The following is a 25,787-nucleotide window of genomic DNA, read 5'->3' on the forward strand; positions in this document are numbered from 1 at the left end:
CCGACCGCCATAAGGGCCTCCGCCGGAAGCGTTCGACGGTCGGCTGGGAGCGGTGCCTGGAGGCTCCGCCCCACCCGGGGGCGCGACCGTGCCGTCGGCTCCCCGCCTCAGGCGGACGGACCCGTCCGGCGGTGGTGCTCGGTGTGCCGCTGCCGACGGCCGACGATAAACTCAGGCCGACAAGCCGCACGCTCCGGAGCAGGTACGTCGCCGGGTCCGTCTCCCCCCGCCCTTTGGCGCCGCGCACACGATTCGGGCGCTCCTGGCATCCCCGGGGTCACCGGGCCGGCGAAGTCCACGGACGGATGGCGCAACAAGGCGAGGCGGCGCTGACGCCGCGATCCCCATCGGACGGATCCACGTGAACCCACAGAATGCCGGCACCTCCCCTACGGCGACCAGTCGCTGGTTCCGGACCATCAGGCCCGCTCCGGCCCCCACGCTGCGACTCGTGTGCTTCCCGCATGCGGGAGGAACCGCCAACTTCTTCCGTCCGTGGAAGGATCTCGTACCCGAAGGCGTGGAGCTGCTCGCCGCCCAGTACCCGGCGCGCGAGAGCCGCTTCCTGGACGCTCCGGCCGAGACGATGGACGAGCTGGTCGCGGACCTCGCCGGCGCGTCCTGTGAACTTTTCGACGTCCCTGTCGCCTTCTTCGGACACAGCATGGGGGCGTCCGTCGCCTATGAGCTCGCCACTCGCCTGAGGGAGGAACACGGGCGGACCGTGACCGCACTGTTCGTGTCGGGACGCGGCGGCCCGGGGAAGGAGCGGAGGAGGCCTGGGCTGGCGGACGCCGGCGACGAGGAGCTGATCGCGGACCTGTCCGAGATGGGCGGCACACAGGCCGAGGTGTTCCGCGACCCCGCGTTGCTCGAACTCGTGCTGCCCGCGATCCGCGCGGACTACCGCCTGCTGGAACGCTACGACGCGCGCATTCCCGACGAGGACTCCCGCCTCGACGTTCCCGTGGTCGCGTACTACGGCAACGGCGAAAAGGACCTCGATCACGAATCCGTCATGGCGTGGTCGGCGATCACGAGGGCGAGTTTCGACTTCCGGTCCTTCGAAGGCGGCCATTTCTACCTCGTGGAAGAAGCCGGCAGCCTCGTGAGGGACCTCCTCGCACGGCTCCGGACAGCGAACTGATTGCTGCTGCCCCGATGTCACTTGGAACGCCTCGTCAGGACGGCGGACAGTACCGTCCCCACCTGACGCGCGCCCCCCGGCTCCGCGCGGACGCCTCCCTCGCCAGGTCACGCACGCTCATGCCCGCCGTGACGCGCATGCGCAGCGGCAGCACCTGGGCCATGCTCGCCACCGGCCCCTGCACCTGCGACCCCTTGCGCGCCGTGACGGTCAGCCCCATCACGACGTCCTGCGCCTGCGCCACCAGGTGCACGTACAGCCCGGCGGCCCCGAGGGCTCGGGGAGCGGCGAGGCCGCAGGTGCGTGCGACGGTGCCCGCCCGGTCGCCCGGCCCCGAGTGCGGTCCGCCGGGATTCAACGGACCACAGCTGCCAGTGCGTTCAGTTGCCACCCATGGCGTCGACCAGGCTCTTGGGCCGCATGTCGGCCTCTCACTGCGACCACTGCTCCGGATCGGCTTTCGCCGGACAGCCGGTGAGCGACCTGGGAGACACCGCCCGGCAGTGGCGTCGAGGATCAGGGGGGAGGAGACGTAACCTGAGTTCGTTTCAGGTGGATCCGTCGAAGAGGAAGCACCATGATCGCCTCCGTGACCCCCGCCCTTCTGGCCGAGGTCTTCGCTCCGGGGCGCATCGTGCGCGTCCCCCTCGACGTGCAGGGGGACCTGCTCGTCCACGAGGACACGGCCCACTTTCTGGCCGAAGTGGGCCTGCCCCGGGCCGACGGCGTGCTCTTCGGACTCCGGGAGGACCTGGCGGACGGACTGACCCCGTTGTTGCGTACCGGGACGTCGGCCGCCTGTTGGACTTCGAGGGCTTCACCTCCGACGTGCGCCACTGGCTGCATCTGGGCCGGGCGTTCTCGAGCGACGTGGTGCTCGACGGGAGGACGGGGTCCGTCCGCGCGATCAACCCCGACACCCGCCGGATCGAGGAGGTCCACACCGACGTCTCCGGGATGGCCTACGGCATGTACCTCCTGGAGCGCCGCCGGCCGGACTACGACCCTCCGGACGAGTTCCCGGAGATCGACGACCTGATCGCCGTCGCGGAGGAGATCAGGGCAGCGCTGTCGCGGGTCGACCCGGTTCCGTACGCGGACGGGGACGGAGTCTGGGAGACCGTCCACGACGAGGTGTCCGGAGGGATGTGGTGACGCCCGCCCGCCGGCACCACGGGTGTTCGGCGGGGCCGGGTCGCGCAGCCTGGTGCCTGCTGCCGATCCAGACGGGAGCCTCCTTCCGGACCGGCCGTCACGAGCCGGGTCGCCGCGGCGGGGCTTGTCCGTCCGCTACTGAAGGTCGGCCACGAGAAGCCGGTAGCCGACGTCCAGGACGTCGTGGTCCAGCAGGGCGGCGTGTCGCTCGTGCCACCGGCCGGACGCCAGGTCGCCGGACAGCCGGGCCAGGCCCGGGCCGAGGGCCCCCTCGCCGGTCTGGGCGAGCATCGAGATGCCCGCCCGCACTTCCGGATCGAGGTACGCCCCGGGGCGGCGCCAGAACGCGGCTCCGAATCCGTCGGTGCAGTCGTAGGGCCATCGCCGCGTCGGCCGCATCGTCGGCGATGGGGAGTGACTCGGCGCGTGCCCGCAGGACCCGCGCGGATCCCGCCGGCCGCTGGGCGATCATCACCGCACTGGGTTCCACCGCCAGTACCGTTCGCGGTGGTTCGTAGGAACCGGACCCGGCGCCGACGTTGACGACGGTGCCGGCATCGCCGAGTGCCTCGTGGATCTCGGCACCGATCCGGCGGTCGGGTCGCCGCGTGTGATGGTACGTCGCGCCGATGCGGTCATACGTCGTCACGACCGGGAGTATGCCCAGGTCTCCCGGCACCTACCGATGCTGACGCCCCGTCCGCGAGCAGGGCCGCGGATACGGACTCCCGCAACCCGCGACGTCGGCTCCGGAGGAGTGGAGGACGGCGGCGGAGCTGCCGTGTCGGCGAGGGGACCGGGGTCGCCCGCGACGTACTGTGGTGGCCTCTACGACGGAGAGTCGCCATGACCACACCACAGGACCTGCTGATCGTCGTCATGCATGTGTCGCCGAGCCCCCCGGTACCGCAGGGCGACCTGTCCCTCGCGCTCGCGGGAGCCGAACTGCTCGACCTGCTCGCCCACGGAGCGGCCACCCTGGACGGTGACCTCGTCGTTCCCGGCGATCGCTTCTCCACGGGCGAACGCCTCCTGGACCAGGCCGCCGCCGCCGTCGCACCTGCACCGTACGAGTCGGTCATGGACTGGCTGTGGCGCAGGGGCCGCGACCTGGCAGCCGCCTATCGGGAGGACCTGCGGGCGTCCGGGGGCGCCGTCATGAGGCGCCGTCACTGGTGGCCGCTGGAGGCCGGAGAGCTGGTGCTGGTCGATTCCACCGCTCGCCGGGAGGCCGTCGAACGGTGGACGTCCAAGGAGCCCGTCCTCGTCGCACTCGCCGCCGCCGCGAGGGTTCCCGCGGACCCCGGCACCGAGGAGCCCGACGTCACGGACGAGACGGTGGCGACCGTACTCGCCGAGGTGAACGCCGCCGTGGAGGAACTGGAGGCGGTACGGCAGCGCCTGACGATCGAGCAGGAGGCCTACGACAACATCTGGCGGGCCCCCTGACGCAGGCCCGCAGCGGCGCTCCACCCAGCGCCGCTATTCCCCTCGCGATTCCCGTACGGCGGATGCCCGGGCGAGGTACTTCAGGGCAGGCCAGTCCACGCGCGGCCGGGCAAGGCCACGGCGGCTCAGGTAGGTCTTCGTCGTCCGGCGGGCGGTACGCAGGAGGCGCAGTTGGTCCCGGGGGCTTCCCTCGCCGTTCGGCTGGATCACCCGCCGCGGCACCAGCAGCCAGCTGCCGTCGTCGCACCGCTGCAGTTCTCCCCGTACGAGCGCCTGGTAGAGGCCGGCGAGTCGGTCGTCGTGGTGGTGCACGAGCAGCGCGGCCGGGCCGGGGACGACCTCGCAGTCGGAGGCCGGCTCGACCAGGAACCCCTCCGGTGCCGCTTCGGTGGGCGTCCGCATGAGCAGGGGGGCACCGGAGGCGTCCCGGGCGCCGAGAACCGCGGTGGGGAAACGAGCGAGGACGTCGGCACCCGGGAGGGACGACGTCCCACGGGGCGTGTCCCGAGGTACGGCGAGTCGCGTGGCCAGGGATGGGCGGGTACGCACCTCGGTCGGGGTGATGGTGATCAGCAGGCGCAGGTAGTACCAGTCCATGAGCCAGCGGGCGGGAGGATCCACATAGCGCCGGCTGTCGGGCTGGCGGTCGAAGAGCAGTGACCAGTACGCCTCGTCGCCCGCCGGGGAGGTCACGACCTCCTCCGGGCAGGCCGCCGTGCCGGAGACGAAGATCTGGTCCTGAGCGCCCTGCTCGCTGCCGGTGGGATCGGAGAAGAGCAGGGCGACCCGTCCGTCGCGACGAACGTTCAGCGCCTTCTGGGCGAAGGCGAGCGACGTGGTGACAAGGAAGGTGCCGTCGTCGCGGCGATGGGCCACCGTCGGCCACACCATCGGCGTGCCGTCGCGGGCGAGGGTGACGAACTCGCAGGTCCGGTAGGCGTCGACGGCCTTGGCGACCACAGGGTCGAGATGCATCGGGCGGCCAATCTGGATCGGTGAGGGCGGATCGGGATACCACTGGAGGACGCGGCCGTGTGTGAACACGTCGGCCGACGTCCTTCACACGTGTGGCGAGTCGGGAAAGGTTCACTCTCGCCGCGGGCCCGGGGACACACGGGCGGCTGCTCGCGCATCCGGCGCCACGCGGTGAGCCCGTGGTCCGGACACCGTGTGTCAGCCGGAGTGCGCCTCCGCGCCGCGCAGCAGATCCGCGCCGTGGACCCAGTCGAGACCCGCCAGGTCGTGACCTGCCGGAACCACCTCGTAGGTGTGCTCCAGCCATGCCGCCAGCGGCGCCACCGGCAGCTCGAAGAGGGCCGCCATGTCCCCCGAGGTCAGCTGGAGCCATGCGGTGTCCCGCTGCTCCGGATGCGACGGCCGGATCCGGACGTCACCGAGGCCGCTCATCGAGTACAGCCCTTGCTGGAGCAGGTCCCGTCCGATACGCCACAGGACCTGGGGGCCGCCTTCGACGCCGAAGCTCACGGACACGATCCACGGCGATTGCGGGTCGAACCGGAATCGGGCCCGGATCGTCTGCCGGACGGCGACGCCCAGTACGCGCTCGATGTCCAAGGACAGCGCAGGGCAGGTGCGCGACGCGGTTCGGCGGGTCCGCATCCTCGGCTGGTTGGCGCTCATGACGATGGATCTCTCTCTCCGGCGGAGTGGGCACCCCTCACTCTGGTCATCGGGGCTCCGCCGCGCATAGGTAACTTGACCGTCCTGACCGACGTGATTCCGCGGATCGGGGGTGGTGAACGGGCACCGTCGTTCCACGGGGGCCCCGACCGGTCCGGGGCGGTGCGCGATCCGTCAGGGCCGCACGTTGTGGTTGACCCGGAACACGTTGTCCGGGTCCATCCGCCGCTTCACCGCCGCCAGCCGTGCGTAGCGCTCGTCGCCGAACAACCGCCGCATCTGAGCCTCGGTGGAGGCGGCCGACGGCGATAGGAAGTTGAGGATGTTGCGGTGGTCCGCCCATGGCGACATGCCGTCGGCGTACGTGGCCAGGTAGTCCGTCACCGGTGCGGCCTCGGCCGCCGGTGCGACGCCGACGGCGAACGTGACGAAGGGCAGCCCGCGGGAGGGCACCGCGTTGGGCACCTGCGGTTCCCGGTCCAGGGCGCCGCCCAGGGCCCGGATCTCCACCATGGTGAGCGGGCAGCCGGAGTCCGCGCCGGTGAGTTCGGTGAACCTGGCGGTGGCGGCGGCGGAGAGCTCGCGCAGGCCGACACTCGTCTCCGATACGTGCGCCGGGCGCACGGGATCCTGGTGGATCACACCCGCCTGCTCGAAGGGGCGCTCCGCGACGGTGTCCAGGAGGGGGACGGCGGCTGCGCGCAGCGGCGCGACATGACGCTCGCCGCGGGCGCCCGGACCGAGGTGGCCGACCCGGACGTGCAGGACGAAAGCGCCCCGCAGCACGTCGGGGAGGCCCGGGGTGTCCGGCAGGCGCTGCACCGCCACCGACGACGTCGTGTCCTCGTCCGCGGTCTCCAGCCAGGCACGCCACACGGAGAGCACCTGTGCGGTGTCCTCACCGCGGAACCACAGCCCGCCGCCGTAGAAGCGGGTGACCGGGAAGACCGCGAACTCCATGGCGACGACGATGCCGAAGTTGCCCTTGCAGCCGAGCAGCGCCCAGAAGAGCTCCGGATCGCTGCGCGGTGTGACCCGCAGCAGCCGTCCGTCAGCGGTGACGACGTCCATGCGGCGGACCTGGTCGGCCGCGTAGCCGTGCCGGCGGCTCAGCAGCGGTCCGATGCCCCCGCCCAGCGTGTACCCGACGACACCGACGTTCGGTGCCGAGCCGCTGAGCGGTGCGAGCCCGTGCTTGACGGTCGCCTCGACGACCTGACGCCACCTGGCGCCCGCGCCGACGGTCACCGTTCGGGCACCGGGTTCGACACGTATGTCATGCATCCGGCCGGTGGTGATCAGCAGCCAGTCGCCTGCGTCCGGCAGCACTGCCTGGTGCCCGGCGTTGCGCACCGCGACCGGCATCCCGTGTATCCGGGCGTACCGCACGGCGGCCACCACGTCCGCGGTGTGGGCGGCTCCCACGACGACCGTCGGGCGCACCGCGCGCAGGATGTTGTGTCCGGCGCATTCCGCGACGTATCCGGGATCGCCGGACACCAGGACCGGGCCCGAGACGGCCTCTCGGAGCGCGTCGAGGTGGCGGATACCGGTGGACCGGGCGGGCCTGTCGTGCGAGGTACTCATGTCCGGTACACGCGACGGCGGTGGAGGGGAGTTCACCGAGGCACACCTGTGAGTGGCACTTCTCACATGAACCGTGCTGCTCGCACACACGTCGACTCACACGGGGGAACACGTCACCACTGCCGCGACCCGGCCGAGGTGTGCCACCTGGGCGGAGTGCGAGGAAGAGACCGGTCCACCGATGAACGACGACACAACCGCCCGCCCACCCGCTGTGGCAACCGCCCGGCGCGTCGATCACCCCGCGTGCGCCGGGGTTCACGCGTTCGCGCAGACGACCACCGGCGCCGAGGCCGGAGAACAGGCTGCCCGAGTCATGAACACGCCGATGCACGGTCCCTATCTGAAGGTCCTCGGACCGGACGCACCTCTCGCGAAGGTGTTCGCGTTCTTCGAGTCCGACGGGCACTCCGACCCCGCGGTGGCCTGGGAGGACTTCACCCGCACCTGGAACTGGGCCGCGCCGCTCGCCACCGCCCTGCCCCGCGCGGGGTCCCCGGTGTCCCCGGAGCCGTCGGCCCGTCCGGCTCCCGGCGGCTTCGCGCTGTCGGGACGGTGGTCCCCACCCTCCGCGAGCACCGGATCGTGGCTGGCCCTGCCGCTGGGCGCCGCCCCCGGCGAGTGCCCGGATCTCTTCGTGGTGCCCTCGAAGGCGGTCCCCGGCGTCGGCCGGGCTGCCCCGGCCGCAGGTGACGGAGCCGGTCCGGTGTTCCGGATCGAGGACCTGTACGTGCCGGCGGGCCTCGTGACGTACACGACGGGTACGCCGTTGCGGGACGGGGACGCGGCGTTCGCGTGGACGGCCGTCACCGGCCTGGCGCTGGGAGCGGCCCGCCGTACGGTCGAGCTCCTGGCCGGACGGTGTGCGGGTGCCGGCTTCACAGCGCCGGCCGGATTCGCCACCGCGGCGGCAGAACTCGCCGCGGTCCTGCGCGACGAGCGGCGGAACCTCGCGGTCACCCTGCACGGCGCGCCGTCCGTACGCGCGGGCCGGGCGCCGTCCCTGCAGGAGCGGCTCGTGGCGGACGTCGCACGGGCGGGTGCCGCCGTCCTCCACGTGATCACCGCGGCCTACGGGCACGTGCTGACGTCGGAGCAGGCCGATCGGCATCCCGTGGTGCGCGTCGTCGAGGAGGCGTCTCCGATCCTCCAGCAGGTGCGCCACGTGACGGGGATCCTGCCGGGCGACACCTTGGCACCATGTGCGACGCAGCGGTTCATGTGAACGCGGGAAGGTGTGCGGCTCGTTCCCCTGGTGTCAGGGTGTGTCCCGCGCGTCCCGCATGTCCGGTACGAACATGCCACGGGGGCGCTTTCGCATGTGTGTAGTGAGGTTGTGATCTGCGTGGCGAGTGTGAACTTTCGGCCCGAGGACCTGGCGGAGCTGCGGGGGTCCGTGCGGGGTCCCGTCCTGGAGGCCGGGGAGGCGGGATACGACGACGAATGCGCCACGTACAACCTGACCTGTGCCCTCCGTCCGGCCGTGGTGGTCGGTGCGACGGACGCGTCCGACGTGCGCGCGGCGGTCCGTTTCGCCGGCCGCCACGGGATGCCCGTCGCGGTGAAGTCCACGGCCCACCAGGTGGTCGCGTCCGCGGAGGGCGGTCTGCTGATCACGACGCGGCGGATGAAGGGCATCGCCCTCGACGCCCGGGAGCACGTCCTGCGGGTCGAGGCGGGTGTGCGGTGGAGCGACGTGCTGCCGCACACCGCGGAGTACGGCCTGGCCCCGATCGTGGGCTCGGCGCCGGAGGTCGGTGTCGTCGGCTACACCCTCGGAGGCGGCCAGAGCCCGCTGCTCGGGCGGAGCCTGGGCTACGCGGCCGACCATGTGCGGCGGTTCGACATGGTCACGGCCGACGGCGAACTGCGCGAAGTGACCCCGCACAGCGAACCCGACCTGTTCTGGGCGGTGCTGGGCGGCAAGGGCAACTTCGGTGTGGTGACGTCGATCGAGTTCGAGGTGTTCCCGGTCTCCCGCTTCTACGGCGGCTGCGTCTACTTCCCCGGCGAGCACCTGGCCCGGATACTCGAGGCCTGGCGCACCTGGCTCCCCACGGTCGGCGAGGACATGACCTCGTCCGTCGCCATCCAGCGGCTGCCCGACATCCCGGTGCTGCCCGAGCCGCTGCGCGGCGCCTTCGTCGTCGCCCTGCGCATCGGCTACCTGGGTTCGGCCGCCGACGGGGCGGAACTGATCGCGCAGCTCCGTGAGTCCGCCCCGGCGCTGATGGACCTGGTGGGGGAGAAGCCCTTCACCGCGATCGCGGAGATCCACATGGATCCGGTGGACCCGATGCCGTACTTCGACCGCAGTGCCTGCCTGGAGGAGTTCTCGGCGAGCACGGCGAGGGCGCTGGTCGAGCTCACCGGCCCGGAGTCGGGGTGCACCCTGGCGAACGTCGAGATACGGGCCCTCGGCGGCGCCTTCGACCGGGAACCGGCGAACCCCAACTCGGTGCCCAGCCGCGGTCTCCCGTACGTCGTGTTCGGCTTCGCGGTGGGCGCTCCCGGCCACGGGGAGACGCTGCGGGCCGACCTCGCGAAGGTCGTCGACGGACTCGCGCCGTGGACGGCGGGACGCAACATGGTGAACTTCCTCTCCCCGGACGAGGCCGGCGACGCCGAGGGCGTACGCGAGGTGTACGGGCCGGAGCGGTTCGAGCGACTTGCAGCCGTGAAGAAGCAGTACGACCCGACCAACGTCTTCCGCTTCAACCACAACGTCCTGCCCGCCTGACGCCGCCGCGCCACAAACGTCCCGTCACCACGCCTGCCGGCGGTGACGGGACTTTCGTGGCGCCGATGGCATGGGGGCGTCTCCCCTTGCCGCACGTCATCGGGTGAACGTATCCGCCCCGCGCCACACATGTTTCTCCCGCACCTGGGGGACGGGGAGGTTACCGTGTTCGGGGATCGGCCCCGGCCGAACCCGCCGGCGCGCCGGTGAACCTTGCCCACCGACCCGCCCGCCCCCGTCCAGAGGCAGGCGACCGCCACCTGCCCCGCTGCCGTCGAAAGGCCGAGCCCGTGTCCTCTCAGCCGACCACTCCTGGATCCCTGACCCAGCGGGTCGAGCAACTCCTGCGCGTCGACGGCCCGCTGCCGATCGTGGCCGTCGGCGACCCGGTGCTGCGCACCCCCGCCGTGCCGTACGAGGGCCAGCTCGACACCGCGCTGCTCGGCCGGTTCGTCACCGCGCTGCGCGAGACGATGCTCGCCGCTCCGGGTGTGGGACTGGCCGCACCCCAGGTCGGCGTCCCGCTGCGCATCGCGGTGGTGGAGGACCGGGCCTCCGGGCCGCACGAGGCTCTCGAGGCCCGGGGGAGGACCCCGCTCCCCTTCCGGGTGCTGGTCAACCCCTCCTACCAGGCGGAGGGCGACGCCATGGCCGCGTTCTTCGAGGGCTGTCTGAGCGTGCCGGGCTACCAGGCGGTGACGGCCCGCCACGCGCGGGTGCGGCTGCGCGGGTCGGACGAGCAGGGCCGGGCGATCGACGAGGTGCTCACCGGCTGGCCCGCGCGCATCGTGCAGCACGAGACCGACCACCTGAACGGCACGCTCTACCTGGACGTGGCCGAGCCGCGGTCGCTGTCCACCAACGAGGCGGTGGCGGAGCGCTGGTCGCAGCCCACCGCCGCCACGGCCGCGGCGGCCCTGGGGTTCCAGCTGCCCTGACGGCCCGTCGGGGCTTCTTCCGCGGTTGCCGGACTACTTTGTCCCGGCGGCCTTCGGCAAGGTGTACATGACGGAACGCTCCTGCTTGTGGCGCTGGACACGTCCCTTGGCGACCAACGACTCCAGGGTGTTCCGCACCACCTGGGGGGTGGGGCTGCGGTCCGGGTACTTCGTCATCAGCTCGTCGCGCAGTTCCTTCGCCGGGCGCGGTTCGTCGTGGCCGCCGAGCAGGTCCGCCAGCAGGTCCCCGAGCAGCGGCCGGTGCGACGTCCCCTCGGCGCCGGTCTCGGCCGCCGTGCCTGCGGGAGCGACTCCGACCGCCGCAGACCGCTTGGAACCGCCCTTGGCGGAGCCCCGCTTCCTCTTCGCGACGGCCGGCTCGTCCTGCAGTTGCTCGGGCAGACGCGATGCGTCCGCGAAGCCCTCGTAGCGCTCGGCGAGGCTCAGGATGTCCATCAGGAGGGACTCCTCCTGCTTCAACACCGCGATCCTGTCCGACAGCTCCCGCTGCCGTCGCCGGTTCTCCTCCAGATCCGATGCGGCCTGTTCCACGTACCGCGACCGGAGCGTGGCGGCTGACTGGCTCGTCACAACCGTTCACTCCTCGATATGGATGATGTTGCGCATGGTACCCACGCCGGGGGTCTCCCGCGGAAACGTGTCGACGTGCGGTGCTTCGCCGGGTATGTGCACTCATCACGATAGGCGCCGACGTGCCGGGTGCGCGGAGGCCCCCTGTGAAGATACCGCCCGGTAAGTTTGTCACCGTATCGTGTGCGACCCCCTCCGGGGTTGCCGGGGAGTCGTGTCAGGCGGGACACATGCGCGCTGCCAGGCCCGCGCCGGTGCCCTGGGGCGGTGACCGTACGCGGCCGCCCGGTGACCTGCGGTCCGACCGAGGAGGCAGGTGATCGCCTGCCTCCTACAATGGCGGGGCAACGTAGGAGGAAGGCACATGGCACGGTTCGCACACACGCGGACGGCGCACCTGTCACGCCGTGAGCCCGCACGGTCGCCGTGCGGGCGCCCGTCGCCGGGCGCGGCGCGCGAGAACGCCGGGGTGCCGGAACGCTCGGGGCGGCACCGGCGAGAGGCGGTGGCCGGTGGCCTCCGGTGACGCGCGGCAGTTCGCCTCCGGCGGCCTCCTCGTCGGGCGCGAGCGCGACCTCGGCCGTGTCCTCGGGATGTTCACGGAGCACGCGGACGGTGTCCTGCTGCTGTCCGGAGAGCCCGGCGTCGGCAAGTCGGCGCTGCTGGATGCCGTGGCCGAGGCGGCCACCGGCAGGGGGAGCCGCGTCCTGCGCGCAGCCGGCGTCGAGTTCGAGGCCGACGTCGCCTACTCGGCGCTGAACCAGATCCTCCTGCCGCTGCACGGCCTCCTGGACCGGCTTCCCGCGCCCGGCCGGAACGCCATCGAGATCGCCCTGGGACTCGGCGCCGGCCCGCTCCCCGAGCGCCTGGTGGTCTGCAACGCCGCGCTGGCCCTCCTGCGCTCGGCGGCGGAGGACGCTCCCGTCCTGCTGGTCGTGGACGACCTGCCCTGGGTGGACCGCGCCAGCGCCGCCGTCTTCGGCTTCCTCGCCCGGCGGCTGCCCGGCACGGGCATCGGCTTCCTCGCGGCCTCCCGTACCGGCGTGAACAGCTTCTTCGACGGCAGCGGGCTTCCCGCCCACCAACTGCCGGCCCTCGACGCGGACGCCGCCGCCCGCCTGGTCGACCTGCGCTTCCCCGACCTGGCGCACCCGGTGCGCCGGCGGGTGCTGGACACCGCGCAAGGCAACCCGCTGGCCCTGCTCGAGCTCCCGGACGCGTTGCGTGCCGGCCAGCGCCGGGCCCGAGAGGCGCTGCCGGCCGTCCTGCCGCTGGGCGAGCGCCTGCAGTCCGTGTTCGCCTCCCGGGTCCGCTGCCTGCCCGCCGCGACCCTCACCCTCCTGCTGCTCGCCACCCTGGACGGCACCGGCGACCTCGGGGTGCTGTCCGCCGCCGCGCAGGTCACCGACGGCGACGCGGACCTGCGCGACCTGGACCCCGCCGAGCTGGACGGGCTGGTGCGGGTGGCGGAGTCACCGCGCCGCCTGGTGTTCCGGCACCCCCTGGTGATGTCGGCCGTGGTCGAGGCCGCCACCAGCAGCGCACGGCGCGCGGCACACCGGGCGCTGGCGGAGGTACTGGCCGGCAAGCCGGAACGGCGGGCCTGGCACCTGGGGGAGGCCACCCTCCAGCCCGACGAGGAGGTCGCCCTCCTGCTGGAGCGCACCGCGCGGCGCATCCTGGACCGCGGCGACGCCGTGGCCGCGATCGCCGCGCTCACCCGGGCCGCGGACCTCAGCCCGCTGGACACCGACCGCGCGCGCCGGCTGTCGGAAGCCGCCTACGTGGGCGCCGAGGCGATCGGCGCGCTGCGCAGCGCGTCAGAACTGCTGGAGGACGCGTCGCGGGCCGATCCCGCGCACGCCGCGTCGCTCCGCTCGGCGACCGCCGCCGTACAGCTCGTACTGAACGGCGACGGAGACCTCACGACGGCGCACCGCCTGCTGGTCGGCGCCATCGAGGAGGGTGGTCACGGCTACGACGCCGAGGACCCGGCGCTCATCGATGCCCTGCACTTCCTGCTGCTGCTGTGCAACTACGGGGCGCGCGAGGAGCTGTGGACGCCGTACTACGCGGCCGTCGCGCGGCTGCGGCCGGAGCCGCCGAAGCTGCTGCTGGTCGCCGCCAAGACCTGGGGCGACCCGGCCCACACCGATCCGACGACGCTGCGGGAGCTGGACGAGATCATCGAGAGCACGACGAAGGAGACGGATCCCGCCCGGATCGTCCGGGTGGGAACGTCCGCGTTGTACCCGGACCGGCTGGCCGAGATGCGCGAGGCGGCGTGGCGGCTGGTGCGGCAGGGGCGGGACGGGGGCCCGGTGCGCCGGCACATCGGCGCGCTGCTGCACCTGTGCCTGGACGGCTACCACCGCGGCACGTGGGCCGAGGTGGTGGACCTGTCCCAGGAGGGGCTGGCGCTGTGCCGGAGGTCCGGGTACTCGGTCTGCACGTGGTTCTTCCAGTACACCGAGGGCTTGGTGGCGGCGTCCCGGGGCGACGCGGGGACCGCGCATGCCCTCGCCGAGGCGATGACGAACTGGGCGGCGCCGCGCGGCATCCGCGAGGCCGTGCACTGCGCCCAGCACGTGCACGCCCTGGCGGACATCGCCGAAGGCGACTTCGACGCCGCGTTCGGCCGGATCAGCGCCATCAGCCCGGCCGGCAGCTTCCCTCCCTACGTGGCGCACACGGCCTGGGTGTTCTTCGAGCTGGTGGAGGCGGCCGTACGCACCGACCGGAGGGAGCAGGCGCTCGAACACGTACGCGCCCTGCGTCGGACCAACGTCGCCGGGCTCTCACCGCGGCTCGCCCTGCTCGCCGCCGGGGCCGAAGCCCTTGTCGAGGAGGACGACGCCGAGGCGGCACGGCTGTTCTCCGAGGCGCTGGCCGTCGCGGACGGGGACCGGTGGCCGTTCGCCGTGGCCCGGGTGCGGCTGTCCCAGGGCGAACGGCTGCGCAGGTCCCGGGCCCTGTCCGAGTCCAAGGCCCCTCTGACGGCCGCACTGAAGACCTTTCGGCGACTGGAGTCGGCGGCCTGGGCCGAGCGGGCCCGCAAGGAGCTTCGCGCGGCCGGACAGGTGGTGGACGAGCCCGGCACCGGCGCCGTGGCCGCCCTCACCCCGCAGGAACGGGAGATCGCGGAGCTGGCCGCCGGCGGGCTGACGAACAAGCAGATCGCCGAGCGGCTGTTCATCTCGCACCGGACCGTCGGCGCCCACCTCTACCAGATCTACCCGAAGCTGGGCATCGGCTCCCGGACGGCCCTGCGCGACGCCCTCCACCCACCGGATGCGGACTGACGACCGCCGCTGCGCCGTACGACCCCGGGCGGGACGGTTGCGCGCGCGGTGCGGCCGGAGGACGCCGCACTCACATGTGTCACCCAGACACCCGCAAAGCACCCTTGTCAACACGTGTGCAACACTCTCTCTGACACACACATATGCACCTCGCCGGCAGCGCACGTGTGGGGGTGGTGACACCCTGCCTCCGGTCGCCGTACGACAGAGATGGTTCAAGAACGCTATGGCTGCACCCCTCACGACCACGTCCCGGACCGATCTGCTCGGCGCGATCATGAGAGAGCACCGGGACGGCCTCGTCTCGTACGCCGAGAAGATGCTGGGTGACCATGGACTGGCCGAGGACATCGTCCAGGAGGCCAGCGTGCGGGCCTGGCGGAACATCGACCGCCTGCTCGGCATGGACGGCTCCGTCCGGGGCTGGCTCTTCACCGTGACCCGGCATCTGGTCATCGACTGGGTGCGCAAGCCGCACGCGCGCAGGGAGGCCGTCGGGATCACCTTCAGCGACCCGGCGACGGGCACCGACCACACCGACGCGATCCACGACGCCCAGGTGGCCAAGCCGCTGCTGCGCAGGCTGTCTCCCGAGCACCGAGCCGTGCTGGTGCACCTGTACCTGTACGACCGCAGCGTCCAGGAGACCGCGGGCATCCTCGGAGTACCGGCCGGCACGGTGAAGAGCCGCCAGCACAACGCCCTGCGCAAGTTGCGCGCGGTCGCCCGGCCCGAGGTGCGGTGACCGTTCGCGATCTCCGTACGGCCGGGCGGCAGCTCCGCGCCGGCATCTCCGACGGAGATGCCGGCGCGGAACCGGTTGGGCCTCTGCGGAAGGTCCGCTGAGGGTCCTGTCAACGCTTGACGTCGTAGACGCGGTTGGTGAGGGTTTCGACGGCGAGTGCCCAACTGCTGAGACCCACCTCGGCGGCGATGTCCTTCAGGGCGTCCTGGCCCGGGTGATTGCCGAGCGCGTGGGGACCGCCCTGCGCCATGGCTGCCGGCAGACAGAGAACCGCGGAGGTGGAGGCGAAGGACCTGCCGATCGGGTGGATGTTCTCCCCGGGCTCGGCCGATACGTTCGGCTCGACGACCAGACAGCTCCCGTCGTCGGCGAGGGCCGCCTCGGCGCGCCGGAGTGCCGCACCGGGATCGCCGAGGTCATGGAGGCAGTCGAAGAACGTGACGAGGTCGTAGTCGCCGCCGGGGAAGTCGTGCGCGGCGGCGACGTCGAACGTCACGCGATCGCCGAGGCCTGCCTCCTCGGCCAGCTCCCGGGCTGCTTCGATGGAGGGCGCATGGGTGTCGAAGCCATGGAAGCGCGACTGCGGGAACGCCTTGGCCATGAGTACGGTCGAGTGGCCGAAGCCGCACCCCACATCGGCGACCGACGCGCCCCGCCGAAGCTTGGTTTCGACGCCGTCCATGGCCGGCAGCCACTCCTGGACGAGAGCCGATTCGTATCCGGGCTTGAAGAAAGCAGCGACGCCCTCCGAGAGTTCCGGTCCGTAATCCTGCCAACTCACACCGCCACCGTTCCGGTAAGCGCTCGCAATCGCCTCTTCGGCGCCGTAGAGGGCTTTCAGCATGGTGAATCCGCCGCCGACATAGGTCGGCACAGAGGAATCGGCCAGCACGGCCGCATGCTCGTCCGGCAGAAGATAGGTGTCCGTCTCGGGGTCGTGCAGCACGTAGGCACCGGCGACCTGCGCGGCCAGCCACTCCCGGACGTATCGCTCGACGAGTCCCGCCCTCTGGGCCACTTCCCCCGAGGTGAGGGCCCCTGCCCCCGACATCGCCTGGTACAGGCCGAGGCGGACACCCAGCGACGTCGACAGCCCGGCGAACGCCGCCGCGTTGTCGGCGACCACCCGCTCGAGGAATTCCATGACGCGATTCTCATCCGACATGTGCGACCTGCCTTTCCCTAGTGATCTGACTCTTCTGTAACGAAGGAAGGAGGGCGATCGGTTCACTCGGCTTTTGAGGGCTGCGGCGGCCTGTGTGAGCGGATTACGAATTTGCGGTGGCACTGTGCGTGCATGCTGCACCGTGTTGCGGAAAGCGGCGATCGGGCAGACCGCAGAAGGTGGGTCCAGGTGCGCGCTTCTATCGCCGTCCGCCGAGGGGCGGCGCTTGGACCGCACTTGACATGCACTGCCTATCTTGACATGCAGCTGCTCGGCTGCATATGGAGGCTCGGGGATGGACGAGGTGTTCAAGGCGCTGGCGGACGCGAGCCGGCGCCGGTTGCTGGACAGCCTCAACAATCGCAACGGACAGACCCTGTCGGAGATGTGCGTGGGTCTGTCCATGGCCCGGCAGTCGGTCAGCAAGCACCTGGCCGTCCTGGAGGGTGCCCATCTGGTCACCACGGTCAGGAGCGGCCGGGAGAAGTTGCACTACCTCAACGCCGAGCCGATCAACGCCATCGCGGACCGGTGGATCAGCCGCTACGACCGTGCGCGTGTGCACGCGCTCGCCGACCTGAAACAAGCACTGGAGACACCACCCATGGGTGACACCGAATTCCTCTACACCACCTACATCAAGACGACGCCGGACAAGCTCTGGCGGGGTCTGACCGATCCCGCTTTCACACGTCGCTATTGGGGCGTGGAGATCGTCAGCGACTGGAAGGCCGGCTCGCCCATGACCTGGGTCGGTCAGGGGCCGGCGGACGCGGACCCCGAGCAGGTCGTCCTGGAATCGGATCCCTACCGGCGGCTCTCCTACACCTGGCACACCTTCACCTCCGACTGGGCCCGGGCGGCCGGCGTGGAGGACGAGACCTTGGCCAGGATCACCGCGGAACCGAGGTCCCGCGTCACCTTCGACATCGAGCCCCTCGGCGCGATGGTCGAACTCACCGTGCGCCACGACGGTTTCGAACCCGGCAGCACCGTGCTGCAGATGCTGCAGAGCGGGTGGCCGGCCGTCATCTCCAGCCTCAAGAGCCTGCTCGAGACCGGAAGCGAACTTCCCGGGCCGGCCCCCGCGGAGCCGGAGCAGGAGCCGGAGCACGAGGACACGGACGCGGCGAGCTGACGTCCACCCCGCCGCGGCGCGCCCCGGACCGACTTACGTCGCGGGCCAGGTGCCCAGAGCGCGGGCCAGCCGGTCGCTCTGCTCCCGGGTGATGCCCTGGGCGATGCGGATGCCGCACCGCGGGCTCATGGGCTCGTCGCACTGCAGGATTCCCCGGAAGGGCTCCTGGCTGCCCGAGAGCGGGGACGGGGCGAGGGGCGTCCACTCGACCGGCTCCCACAAGGGGTGGTCGGTGAGGAGGGATTCGGCGAGTCCCCGGCTCGGGAGGATGCCCACGTGGCTCAGCGCCTTGCCGACGTGGTCCGCGGCGTCCTCGGGTGTGTCCTGGTCGCCGAGTGCGGGGAGCAGGAGGAGCAGGCGGGCGTGCTCGTCGTGGATCCCGGGGGCGTCGTGGTCGGGCCTACGGGCGATGTGGTGGAGTTCCCGCCAGGAGAGCCCCGGGCCGGCGTGGTGGCCGCCGACGGAGGCCAAGTGGCCGCGCCGTCCCCATGCGGGATGGGTGATGAAGTACTCCGTTCCCGGGTCGTCGGGGATGTTGACGCCCAGGACCGTCGCCGTGTGGCCGCCGGTGAAGGGGATCCGGAAGACGGGCCAGCGATCCTCGTCGTTCAGGGCGTCGTAGGCCGCGTCGGCATCGGCCCCGTCGACGTTGAAGTACGACAGCTCCGGGTCGTAGTCCTCGGTCTGACTCAGCCACAGGAGGTAGGCCGCCCAGAAGCCGGGCAGCGCCAGCAGTTCCTCCCCGGCGACGACGGGGGCCTTCTCGAATCCATCTATCAGCACCGGACCAGGTTCTCATCCGCCGTGCCGCACCGACGGACCGTGGGGCGACACAGCCGTGAACGGACGGGGGCGGGGGAGAGGCCGGCGGGCGCCGATGTCCCGTGGCCGTCACAGAAGGGCAACCACCTGTCGCCGAGGACGGGGATGCCGGTCAGCAGGGACGCATCATGGTGCCGGTGGGGAACGACAAGGGGGGCGGGGAGCAGTGGAGTTCACGGTCGAGCGAACGCTGAGAAGACGCGGGAGGCTGTGGGTCGGCTGGGGCATCGCCCTGGCGACGGGCGCGCTCGTGTGGCTGTTCGCCTCCCGCAGCGCCGACCCCGGTCAGGCGCTCCTGGGAGTCCTTTCGGTACCGGTCACCGGGTACGGGTGGATGCAACTGCGCCGGGTGCGACGGCCGTTCCGGCTGCGCATCGACGCCCACGGGCTCACGTTGCACGACGCCGCGCTGTCCTGGGAGCAGGTCCACGCGGTCTCCCTGTGGCACGAGAAGGCGGCCGACAGCGACACCACGCCGCCCCCGCCGCGCCTGCTGCTGTGGACGGTGCCGGGGGTCACGCTGCCGCGCGTACAGGACCGGAGCCTGGACGCCTGGAACCGCTACACCCTGGTGAACTGCGCGGACCTGGACCAGCATGTCGGGCAGCTCACCGCTGCCCTCGCCGAACACGCCGGCGACCGCTTCGAGACGGCACCGCGCGCGGTACGACCGCCGATCCCGGTGACCGTCTCCGGACCCGAACTGAGCGTCCCCGGCGGGGAGCGGAGGTTCACGGCCGACCTGGGCGACGGCCGGCGGACGCGTGTCCGGACGGCGTGGGCGCTGGCGTTCAGCGCGCTGTTCGTGTCGGTCTACCTGTACGTGATCCTCAACCACGACCGGATCGACGGCGACTCGGGAATCGGGATCCCCATCACGGTGTCGATGCTCGGCACGCTCGTCTGCTGGATCCAGGTGCGCTTCGCGTACGTCCGCTGGCGCAAGCCGATGGAACTGCGGATAGGTGCCACCGGCATCGGAATGCGCGAGGTGGCAGGCGAGGAGCGGTTCTTCCGGTGGACCCAGATCGCCACCGTCACGGTCGGCCGGCGGCCGTACGGCGCCGACTCCCACCCCGCGCTGACGGTGTGGGTGCTGCCGGGCGCGCATGCCTCCGCTCACCCCGAGCACTTGATCGACGGTCACCGGGCCTACGTCCTGGACCGGATCGACCGCCTGCCGGGTGGCGCGGAGGCGGTCGTACCCGTGCTGCGGGCGTACGCGGGGGAGCGGTACACCGAGACGGCCTGATCGCCCGGCGGGACCGAAGAAGTCGTCGCCGCGCTGAAGGACACCGTCCCGGCGATCAGCCCTGGGACTCCTTCCGTGCGAGGTCGGTGACGTAGGCCGCCAGGTTGCCCAGGGTCTGTCGACCGCCCTCGATCGCGTGGTACTTCTCGACCGCCTCGTCGCGCAGTTCCCTGGTGGGGAACACCGTGCGCATCACGATCCGGGTCGCCGCGCCGTCCGGTGCGAAGGTCAGGAACGACTCGAAGGCGTTCGGGTCGTCGCGGTACTCACCGTGCAGCAGCGCGATCCGCTCGGGCGGGGTGATCCGCTGCCAGCGGATCCACTCGGGGTAGTCGGTCCCGTCCGGCCCGTGCAGGGTGAAGTCCCACTTCCCGCCCTCACGGAACTCGAAGGACCGCGTGGTGGTGGAGAACCCTTCCGGACCCCACCAGCGAGACAGGTGCCGGACGTCGGTGAACGCCTCGAACACCGGCTCCCGCGGGGCGTCGATGACCCGCGAGATGACGATCTCCCGGTCGGCCGTCTCCTGCTCCGCGGGCGTTTCCTGTCCTGACGCTGCCATCGGTCATTCCTCCTGCTGTGTCTGCTTGAGGTCCTGCACGTAGGTGTCCAGCCGGTCGAAACTCTCGTTCCAGAACCGCTCGAATCCGCCGACCCACTCACGGACCGGGCGCAGCCCGTCCGCGTCCAGGCCGTACAGGCGCTGCTTGCCCGCCTCGCGGACCCGCACCAGCCCCACCTCGCGGAGCACCCGCAGGTGCTTGGACGCCTGCGGCTGGCTCATGCCCAGTTCCCGGGCCAGCTCGGTCACCGGCCGCTCACCCGTCCGCAGCAGCGCCAGGATGTCCCGGCGCTGCGGCTCGGCGATCGCGTTGAACGCGTCCGACGTCGTCGCAGCTCGTGCCATGACCGCCATCGTATGCCTATATCGGCATGCGTCAAGGCCGGGAGTACGGGTGATGTTCCGGGCTGCCCGAAGATCGAACGGCGCTTTCGGGGGATGCCTCAGGACATGAGGAAATGCTCGGGTCGCGGCGGTCTCTCACGGCGCGGGCTGCTCGGTGCCCTCGCGGCCCTCGCCCCCGTCGCTGCCGCCCCGGTCGTGTCGGTGCCCGGCACGGCCGCCGCGGCAGCGGAGCCGTACGCGGGTCTGGGGGAGGAGGCGGTGGCCGCGTTCCGCGGTGCCTGGGACGCGTACCGGCGGCTGGCCTGGGGCCGGGACGAGCTGCGGCCGCTCAGTGGCCGCGGCGCGGACTTCTTCGCCCCGGGTCACACCTTCGGCCTGACGATCGTGGAGGCCCTCGACACGCTGTACCTGATGGAGCTGGACGAGGAGCTGGCCACGGCCGTGCGGTGGGTGAAGGACGAGCTCACGCTCGACCAGGACGTCTCCGTCCAGGTCTTCGAGACGGTCATCCGGATGGTCGGCGGGCTGCTGTCGGGGCACCTCGCGACCGGGGACCCCGCGCTGCTCGACCTCGCCCGTGACCTCGCGGACCGGCTGATGCCGGCCTTCTCCCGATCGCCGACGGGCGCGCCCTACCGGTACGTCAACCTCGCCACGGGTGCGGTGAGCGGCCGGGTGAACTTCGTCGCCGAGATTGGCAGCTGCGTCACCGAGTTCGGCGAGCTGTCCCGGCTCACCGGCGACCGCTCCTACTACGAGGCGGCCAAGGAGGCGCTGCGGGCCGTCTGCGAACGCCGCTCACGGCTGGACCTGGTGGGCACCGCCCTCGACGTCGAGACCGGCGTGTGGACCGGGACGACCGCCACCCTCAATCCGCCGGTCGACTCCTTCTTCGAGTACCTGTGGCACGGCTGGAAGCTGTACGGCGACCAGGAACTGCACCACTGGTACACGAAGCTCACCGCCGGGGTCTTCAGGTACCTCGCCGACCGGGGGACAGGGCGGCTGTGGTTCCGGCAGGCGGAGATGAACACAGGCCGCGCCACCGGCAGGCTCGAGTCCGAGCTGACCGCCTTCTACGCCGGACTGCTGGCCCGCAGCGGCCGTGTCGCCGACGGCGAGAGCTACCACGACAGCTGGACGGCCGTCCTCGACACCTACCGCCTGCCGCCGGACCTCGTCGCCTACCGGACGCTGCGCGCGACCGACCCGTCCTATCCGCTGCGCCCCGAGTACGCCGACGCCTGTCTGTCGTTGTGGCTGATCACCGGGAAGGAGCTGTACCGCGCACGCGCCCGCGAGATGTTCCGCCGTCAGGAGCGGTATTGCAAGGTCGCCAACGGGTACACGGTCGTCCGCGACGTGACGGCGAACCCGGTGAAGCTGGGGGACCTCACTCCGGCGTACTGGTTCAGCGAGAACGCCAAGTACTACTACCTGCTGTTCGCTGAGGCGCGGCGCTTCGACTACGGCTCCGCCTATCTGACGACGGAGGGCAATGTGCTGCGCGGGCTGCTGGACCCCGCTCCCGCGCCGGGCAACGGGGGCGCCGTCGGGAAGTGACCTTGCCGTCGAGTGGCCGGGAAGGCAGTGGCAGGGCAAGGTGGGCGGCACGTGAGCCGGCCGTCGGCGTGACCTGGCGGCCGGGCCGAGAGCGGGAAGGGGTTGGCGTCGCTGTGATCGACACGGACGAGCTGGTCAGGCGGAATGCCGGGTTCTCCGACACCGGGGCATTCGCCGGTCTCAAGCTCTCTCCGAGCGGCAGTCTGCAGGTCATCGGATGCGTCGATCCTCGTGTCGACCCGTCCGACGTGCTCGGGCTCGAGCTCGGCGAGGCAGCCGTGATCCGCAACGTCGGAGGGCGGGTCACGCCTGCGACGCTCCGGACGATGGGGATGCTGTCGAAGGTCGTGCAGGCCCGGACCGGCGCCACCGGACGGCGCGTCATCCACTATGCCGGTCATGCACCACACCGACTGCGGGATCACGGACCTGGTCCCCTTCCCCGAGCTGCTGGCCGACTACTTCGAAGTGCCGGCCGCAGAGCTGGACGCCAAGGCGGTCACCGACCCGGTCGCCGCGGTCCGGGTCGACGTGGAACTCCTCAAGCAGCGGATCCAGGCCAGAGCGTTCGTGTCAGGGCTCGTGTACGACGTGGCCACCGGGCTCATCGACGTCGTCGTCCCGACCGCGCAAGTGGAGTGACCCACCACGCGGCGACCGCGTCCGGCGTGGTCGTGCGGCGTGCGCCGGAATCCTCCTCGTCGTGCCGGGCGGGTGCTGAGCGGTGACGACGTCCCGCGGGTGACACGAGGCGGGCTGAGCAGGCCGCCCTGCCATGCGGCCCACGACCATGCAGGTCCGGATGAGCCTGCCCGGATCATCAACCGTACGACGGGCCTCAAGCCTGTCCGCTCGGCGTGTTTGGAACGCCGCCCGTCGATGCGCGATCGTGTCTCTCCCGCGGGACGTTGCGGCGACCCATCTTCCGAGAGGCACGGCATGAAGCGCATCATCGCTGGATTGTGGCGGATGATTCGGGGGCCCCTGCAGTGGCGGATCATGTGGTTGACGAACAGCACGTACATGGTCGGCGTCACTGGCGTCGTCCGCGACGCCGAGGGTCGCGTGCTGCTGCTGCGCCACCGGCTGTGGCCCGAAGACCGCCAGTGGGGCCTGCCCACCGGCTACGCCAAAGCGGGTGAGGACTTCCGCGACACGGTCGCCCGCGAGGTCCGTGAGGAGACCGGCCTCGAAGTCGAGGCCGGCGAGTTGGTCCACCTCAAGAGCGGATTCAAGCTGCGGGTGGAAGTGGCGTACGACGCGAGGCTCGTCGGCGGCACCTTGACGATCGACTCGTTCGAGGTCCTCGAGGCCAGGTGGGCGACGCCGAACGACCTGCCGGCGGGGTTGCAGGAGTCGCACCGCATCCTGATCCAGGGCGGGCCCGGCGCCTGACCCGCCGCGCCGGTCCACCACGTGTCGGCGGGCTCCGGTCGCAGCGTCCGGCTCCCGCACCCGGTCGTCAGCGGTCCTGGGAGAGTTCCAGGAGTTCGGCGAAGGTTCCGCCGGCGTGGAGGAGTTCGTCGTACCGTCCCTGTTCGGTGATGCGGCCGTGCTCCATCACGACGATGTGGTCGGCGATCCTGGTGTTCTCCAGACGGTGCGTGACGACGATCGTGATGCGGTCGGCGGCGATGGCCTTGATCTGCTCAAAGACCTGGTGCTCGCCGCGCGGGTCCATCTGGGAGGTCGGCTCGTCCAGGATCAGCAGCCCCGGGCGCCGGTACAGGGCCCTTGAGCAGGCGATGCGCTGCCACTGCCCGCCGGAGAGCTCCGTGCCGCCGAAGACGTCGCGGGCCAGGAGGGTGTCCAGGCCCGCGGGGAGGTCCTCGACGGCCTCGCGCAGACCGACCGCGTCGATGGCCTCCCACACGGGGGTGTCGTCGTGGGTGCGGGGCTGGCCCAGGGTGACGTTCTCGCGGACCCGCAGCGGCCACTGGGCGAAGATCTGCGGCACCAGGCCGGTGTTCGCCCACACCGTGGCGGGGTCCACGTCGGCCAGGTCGGCGCCGTTCCACGTGACCTTGCCCTTGTCCGGCAGGTAGATTCCGGTGAGCAGCCGGGTGAGCGTGGACTTCCCCGAGCCGTTCGCGCCGACGATCGCGAGGATCTGGCCGCGCCGCAGGGAGAGGGAGACACCGTCCACGGCGGGCTTGTCCTTGCCCGGGTACTGGTAGACGACCTCGTCGAGCCGGATCTCCTCGGTCGGCGCGGCGTGCACGCGCGGGCCGCGCCTCGGGGCGCGGGCGGCGGCGTCGTCGAGGAAGGCCTGCAGGTCGCCCAGGTACAAGCTGGTGTGGAAGACCGCGGCGCCGTTGACGACCACCTGGGAGAGCGCGGCGAGCGTGGTCTGCACGGCGATGACAGCGGTTGCTGCGACCGCGAGTTCGATGCGGCCGGACACGGCCAGCCACGCCAGCGCGCCCCAGGTCGCGACGAAGAAGACGCCGCCGGCCAGCGCGGTGAGCAGGGCGATCCGCAGGGTACGCGGTGCGGCGGCCAGGGAACGCCGGTCACACCGGTCGGACAGGGCCCGGTACCAGTGGATGAGGTAGCCGGTCATCGAGTTGGCGCGGACCTCGTCGCCGTACTTCGACTCGGTCGCCCACCAGCGCATCATGCCGCGCACGTTGCGGTCGGCGATGTTGGCGTAGTGGATCTCGTAGTCGACCCGGGCGGTGAGCACCGCGCCGACACCGGCCGGCAGCACGGCCAGCAGGAGCGGGGGCAGCATCAGCGGGTTCAGCACCGACAGCACGCCGCCCGAGGTGACCATGCGGATCAACGCCGACAGGAACCGCTGGGCGTCGGTGACCATGACGTGCGTGCGGATCACCCCCATCTCGGCTGCCTCGTGCCGGTCCGAGAACCCGTCCTCCGCGTACGCCGCCGCCTCCACCCGGCACACCGCCTCGACCAGCGCGGAGTCCGTCTCGGTGGTCAGCCGCGGAGTGATCCGCCGTTCGGCGTACGTGGCCACCGCCCCCGCCGCGCGGCCGAGCGCGGCGGCGAGCGCCACGACCAACAGCGCCGGAAGGGCCCCGCGCAGCCGTTCGCCGGCAGTGCCGTCCCCGAGGACGGGTTCCATGGCGCGAGCGGTGGCGGCCAGCAGTACGGCGGCCGCGAGACCGGTGACCGCCTGGCAGCCGACAAGGAGCTGCACGGCCCGCCGGTCGGTCCGCCACGACAACCGGGCGATCCGGGTGAGGACGGCCGGGATCTGTGCGCACATCCGCCGGAAGGAGACCTCGGCGAGCGGATTGACGGAGTACTGCCCGCTGTAGGTGATCTGTGCGGGCGGTGGTGGAGACGGCGCGGTGTGCTGCTGCTCGTTCGTGTCGGCCGAGGTCAACGTGGTTCCCCCCAAAGGGTCGTCCGGCGTGGTCGTGAGGCTCAACGAGCCCGCCCGGATATCGAACTGGTGTATTTCGGTCGCCTCCGGAACCCCGGGACAGGGCGCGTGTCGGAGCGTGGCGGATGCACTGACCCGTCTCCTGCAACAGGACTACGCGGAACCAGGATTGGCCGAATCGCCGACGGTGCCCGGGCGGTCACGGCCGCCGGTGCGGGGAAGGCTGCGGTTGCCGGTGGCCGCCACTGACCCGATCACTCGATCAGGTGAAGGGCGGGATCCGTGCGGAAGCG

The 25,787-nt window shown here is 71.5% G+C and carries 23 protein-coding genes and 2 pseudogenes; 14 read left to right on the forward strand and 11 right to left on the reverse strand.

Features of this window, described 5'->3' with window-relative positions; translation table 11 throughout:
• Nucleotides 1-361 precede the first annotated feature (361 nt).
• The gene (locus tag ACFZAU_RS25030; RefSeq protein WP_500554035.1) at nt 362-1,147 is read left to right on the forward strand and encodes a thioesterase II family protein; all 786 of its coding nucleotides are present in this window, start codon (nt 362-364) and stop codon (nt 1,145-1,147) included.
• A gap of 34 nt (nt 1,148-1,181) precedes the next feature.
• Here the strand turns inward: ACFZAU_RS25030 and ACFZAU_RS25035 are convergent, their stop codons facing one another.
• Entirely contained in the window at nt 1,182-1,505 is a 324-nt protein-coding gene (locus ACFZAU_RS25035) for a hypothetical protein (RefSeq protein ID WP_500554036.1), read from the reverse strand.
• 219 nt (nt 1,506-1,724) lie between these two features.
• Between ACFZAU_RS25035 and ACFZAU_RS25040 the strand changes: the two are divergent.
• Both ACFZAU_RS25040 and ACFZAU_RS25045 read left to right on the forward strand, forming a co-directional pair.
• A pseudogene (locus tag ACFZAU_RS25040) lies at nt 1,725-1,820 on the forward strand (hypothetical protein); the annotation flags it as partial.
• A 59-nt stretch (nt 1,821-1,879) separates the two neighbouring features.
• Nucleotides 1,880-2,302: pseudogene (locus tag ACFZAU_RS25045) on the forward strand (SUKH-4 family immunity protein); the annotation flags it as partial.
• Nucleotides 2,303-2,437: 135 nt separating this feature from the next.
• Here the strand turns inward: ACFZAU_RS25045 and ACFZAU_RS25050 are convergent.
• The gene (locus ACFZAU_RS25050) at nt 2,438-2,701 is read right to left on the reverse strand and encodes a hypothetical protein (protein WP_500554037.1); all 264 of its coding nucleotides are present in this window, start codon (nt 2,699-2,701) and stop codon (nt 2,438-2,440) included.
• A 447-nt stretch (nt 2,702-3,148) separates the two neighbouring features.
• Here ACFZAU_RS25050 and ACFZAU_RS25055 point away from each other — a divergent pair, with 447 nt between their 5' ends.
• Nucleotides 3,149-3,751 (forward strand): GPP34 family phosphoprotein, encoded by a 603-nt coding sequence (locus ACFZAU_RS25055; protein WP_500554038.1) that lies wholly within the window; start codon nt 3,149-3,151, stop codon nt 3,749-3,751.
• 33 nt (nt 3,752-3,784) lie between these two features.
• On the opposite strand, the gene ACFZAU_RS25060 is transcribed toward ACFZAU_RS25055, so the two are convergent.
• The 3 genes from ACFZAU_RS25060 to ACFZAU_RS25070 form a co-directional block, all read right to left on the reverse strand.
• Complete coding sequence (locus tag ACFZAU_RS25060; RefSeq protein ID WP_500554039.1) at nt 3,785-4,726, reverse strand: pyridoxamine 5'-phosphate oxidase family protein; 942 nt, start codon at nt 4,724-4,726, stop codon at nt 3,785-3,787.
• Between the two features lie 198 nt (nt 4,727-4,924).
• Complete coding sequence (locus ACFZAU_RS25065; RefSeq protein WP_500554040.1) at nt 4,925-5,392, reverse strand: SsgA family sporulation/cell division regulator; 468 nt, start codon at nt 5,390-5,392, stop codon at nt 4,925-4,927.
• Nucleotides 5,393-5,566: 174 nt separating this feature from the next.
• Nucleotides 5,567-6,979, reverse strand: a complete 1,413-nt coding sequence (locus ACFZAU_RS25070) for an FAD-binding oxidoreductase (protein ID WP_500554041.1) — start codon at nt 6,977-6,979, stop codon at nt 5,567-5,569.
• 316 nt (nt 6,980-7,295) lie between these two features.
• Here ACFZAU_RS25070 and ACFZAU_RS25075 point away from each other — a divergent pair, with 316 nt between their 5' ends.
• From ACFZAU_RS25075 to ACFZAU_RS25085, 3 genes are all read left to right on the forward strand, one after another.
• The gene (locus ACFZAU_RS25075) at nt 7,296-8,204 is read left to right on the forward strand and encodes a hypothetical protein (RefSeq protein ID WP_500554042.1); all 909 of its coding nucleotides are present in this window, start codon (nt 7,296-7,298) and stop codon (nt 8,202-8,204) included.
• 120 nt (nt 8,205-8,324) lie between these two features.
• On the forward strand, nt 8,325-9,719 hold the full coding sequence (locus ACFZAU_RS25080) for an FAD-binding protein (protein ID WP_500554043.1): 1,395 nt from the start codon (nt 8,325-8,327) through the stop codon (nt 9,717-9,719).
• Between the two features lie 290 nt (nt 9,720-10,009).
• Nucleotides 10,010-10,657 (forward strand): peptide deformylase, encoded by a 648-nt coding sequence (locus ACFZAU_RS25085; RefSeq protein WP_500554044.1) that lies wholly within the window; start codon nt 10,010-10,012, stop codon nt 10,655-10,657.
• A gap of 33 nt (nt 10,658-10,690) precedes the next feature.
• Here the strand turns inward: ACFZAU_RS25085 and ACFZAU_RS25090 are convergent, their stop codons facing one another.
• A complete protein-coding gene (locus ACFZAU_RS25090) occupies nt 10,691-11,248 on the reverse strand; it encodes a hypothetical protein (protein ID WP_500554045.1) in 558 nt (185 codons plus the stop codon).
• Nucleotides 11,249-11,760: 512 nt separating this feature from the next.
• Between ACFZAU_RS25090 and ACFZAU_RS25095 the strand changes: the two genes are divergently transcribed.
• Complete coding sequence (locus tag ACFZAU_RS25095; protein ID WP_500554046.1) at nt 11,761-14,550, forward strand: helix-turn-helix transcriptional regulator; 2,790 nt, start codon at nt 11,761-11,763, stop codon at nt 14,548-14,550.
• Between the two features lie 226 nt (nt 14,551-14,776).
• On the forward strand, nt 14,777-15,295 hold the full coding sequence (locus ACFZAU_RS25100; protein ID WP_500554047.1) for a sigma-70 family RNA polymerase sigma factor: 519 nt from the start codon (nt 14,777-14,779) through the stop codon (nt 15,293-15,295).
• Between the two features lie 109 nt (nt 15,296-15,404).
• Here the strand turns inward: ACFZAU_RS25100 and ACFZAU_RS25105 are convergent, their stop codons facing one another.
• Entirely contained in the window at nt 15,405-16,439 is a 1,035-nt protein-coding gene (locus ACFZAU_RS25105; RefSeq protein ID WP_500554048.1) for a class I SAM-dependent methyltransferase, read from the reverse strand.
• Nucleotides 16,440-16,755: 316 nt separating this feature from the next.
• Between ACFZAU_RS25105 and ACFZAU_RS25110 the strand changes: the two genes are divergently transcribed.
• Nucleotides 16,756-17,598, forward strand: coding sequence for an ArsR/SmtB family transcription factor (locus tag ACFZAU_RS25110; protein ID WP_500554049.1), 843 nt, complete (start codon nt 16,756-16,758; stop codon nt 17,596-17,598).
• A 33-nt stretch (nt 17,599-17,631) separates the two neighbouring features.
• Here ACFZAU_RS25110 and ACFZAU_RS25115 read toward each other — a convergent pair whose 3' ends face one another.
• The gene (locus ACFZAU_RS25115) at nt 17,632-18,381 is read right to left on the reverse strand and encodes a hypothetical protein (RefSeq protein WP_500554050.1); all 750 of its coding nucleotides are present in this window, start codon (nt 18,379-18,381) and stop codon (nt 17,632-17,634) included.
• A 205-nt stretch (nt 18,382-18,586) separates the two neighbouring features.
• On the opposite strand from ACFZAU_RS25115, the gene ACFZAU_RS25120 reads away from it, so the two are divergent.
• Entirely contained in the window at nt 18,587-19,672 is a 1,086-nt protein-coding gene (locus tag ACFZAU_RS25120) for a hypothetical protein (protein ID WP_500554051.1), read from the forward strand.
• A gap of 55 nt (nt 19,673-19,727) precedes the next feature.
• Here ACFZAU_RS25120 and ACFZAU_RS25125 read toward each other — a convergent pair whose 3' ends face one another.
• The gene (locus ACFZAU_RS25125) at nt 19,728-20,234 is read right to left on the reverse strand and encodes an SRPBCC family protein (protein ID WP_500554052.1); all 507 of its coding nucleotides are present in this window, start codon (nt 20,232-20,234) and stop codon (nt 19,728-19,730) included.
• Between the two features lie 3 nt (nt 20,235-20,237).
• Nucleotides 20,238-20,579, reverse strand: coding sequence for an ArsR/SmtB family transcription factor (locus ACFZAU_RS25130; RefSeq protein WP_499601287.1), 342 nt, complete (start codon nt 20,577-20,579; stop codon nt 20,238-20,240).
• A 105-nt stretch (nt 20,580-20,684) separates the two neighbouring features.
• Between ACFZAU_RS25130 and ACFZAU_RS25135 the strand changes: the two genes are divergently transcribed.
• The 3 genes from ACFZAU_RS25135 (at nt 20,685) to ACFZAU_RS25145 (ending at nt 23,537) form a co-directional block, all read left to right on the forward strand.
• On the forward strand, nt 20,685-22,142 hold the full coding sequence (locus tag ACFZAU_RS25135) for a glycoside hydrolase family 47 protein (RefSeq protein ID WP_500554053.1): 1,458 nt from the start codon (nt 20,685-20,687) through the stop codon (nt 22,140-22,142).
• Between the two features lie 399 nt (nt 22,143-22,541).
• Entirely contained in the window at nt 22,542-22,784 is a 243-nt protein-coding gene (locus ACFZAU_RS25140) for a carbonic anhydrase (RefSeq protein WP_500554096.1), read from the forward strand.
• 297 nt (nt 22,785-23,081) lie between these two features.
• The gene (locus ACFZAU_RS25145; protein WP_500554054.1) at nt 23,082-23,537 is read left to right on the forward strand and encodes an NUDIX domain-containing protein; all 456 of its coding nucleotides are present in this window, start codon (nt 23,082-23,084) and stop codon (nt 23,535-23,537) included.
• 67 nt (nt 23,538-23,604) lie between these two features.
• Here ACFZAU_RS25145 and ACFZAU_RS25150 read toward each other — a convergent pair whose 3' ends face one another.
• Entirely contained in the window at nt 23,605-25,494 is a 1,890-nt protein-coding gene (locus ACFZAU_RS25150) for an ABC transporter ATP-binding protein (RefSeq protein WP_500554055.1), read from the reverse strand.
• Nucleotides 25,495-25,787 lie beyond the last annotated feature (293 nt).

The sequence above is a fragment of the Streptomyces sp. NPDC008238 genome, from assembly GCF_042956445.1.
Taxonomy (GTDB): domain Bacteria; phylum Actinomycetota; class Actinomycetes; order Streptomycetales; family Streptomycetaceae; genus Actinacidiphila.

Coding starts and splice junctions, on each gene's coding strand:
- ACFZAU_RS25050 (WP_500554037.1), bottom strand. CDS start 2,701: ATGCGGCCGACGCGGCGATGGCCCTACGACTGCACCGACGGATTCGGA.
- ACFZAU_RS25055 (WP_500554038.1), top strand. CDS start 3,149: ATGACCACACCACAGGACCTGCTGATCGTCGTCATGCATGTGTCGCCG.
- ACFZAU_RS25060 (WP_500554039.1), bottom strand. CDS start 4,726: ATGCATCTCGACCCTGTGGTCGCCAAGGCCGTCGACGCCTACCGGACC.
- ACFZAU_RS25065 (WP_500554040.1), bottom strand. CDS start 5,392: ATGAGCGCCAACCAGCCGAGGATGCGGACCCGCCGAACCGCGTCGCGC.
- ACFZAU_RS25070 (WP_500554041.1), bottom strand. CDS start 6,979: ATGAGTACCTCGCACGACAGGCCCGCCCGGTCCACCGGTATCCGCCAC.
- ACFZAU_RS25075 (WP_500554042.1), top strand. CDS start 7,296: ATGAACACGCCGATGCACGGTCCCTATCTGAAGGTCCTCGGACCGGAC.
- ACFZAU_RS25100 (WP_500554047.1), top strand. CDS start 14,777: ATGGCTGCACCCCTCACGACCACGTCCCGGACCGATCTGCTCGGCGCG.
- ACFZAU_RS25105 (WP_500554048.1), bottom strand. CDS start 16,439: ATGGAATTCCTCGAGCGGGTGGTCGCCGACAACGCGGCGGCGTTCGCC.
- ACFZAU_RS25110 (WP_500554049.1), top strand. CDS start 16,756: ATGGACGAGGTGTTCAAGGCGCTGGCGGACGCGAGCCGGCGCCGGTTG.
- ACFZAU_RS25125 (WP_500554052.1), bottom strand. CDS start 20,234: ATGGCAGCGTCAGGACAGGAAACGCCCGCGGAGCAGGAGACGGCCGAC.
- ACFZAU_RS25130 (WP_499601287.1), bottom strand. CDS start 20,579: ATGGCACGAGCTGCGACGACGTCGGACGCGTTCAACGCGATCGCCGAG.
- ACFZAU_RS25135 (WP_500554053.1), top strand. CDS start 20,685: ATGAGGAAATGCTCGGGTCGCGGCGGTCTCTCACGGCGCGGGCTGCTC.
- ACFZAU_RS25140 (WP_500554096.1), top strand. CDS start 22,542: ATGCACCACACCGACTGCGGGATCACGGACCTGGTCCCCTTCCCCGAG.
- ACFZAU_RS25145 (WP_500554054.1), top strand. CDS start 23,082: ATGAAGCGCATCATCGCTGGATTGTGGCGGATGATTCGGGGGCCCCTG.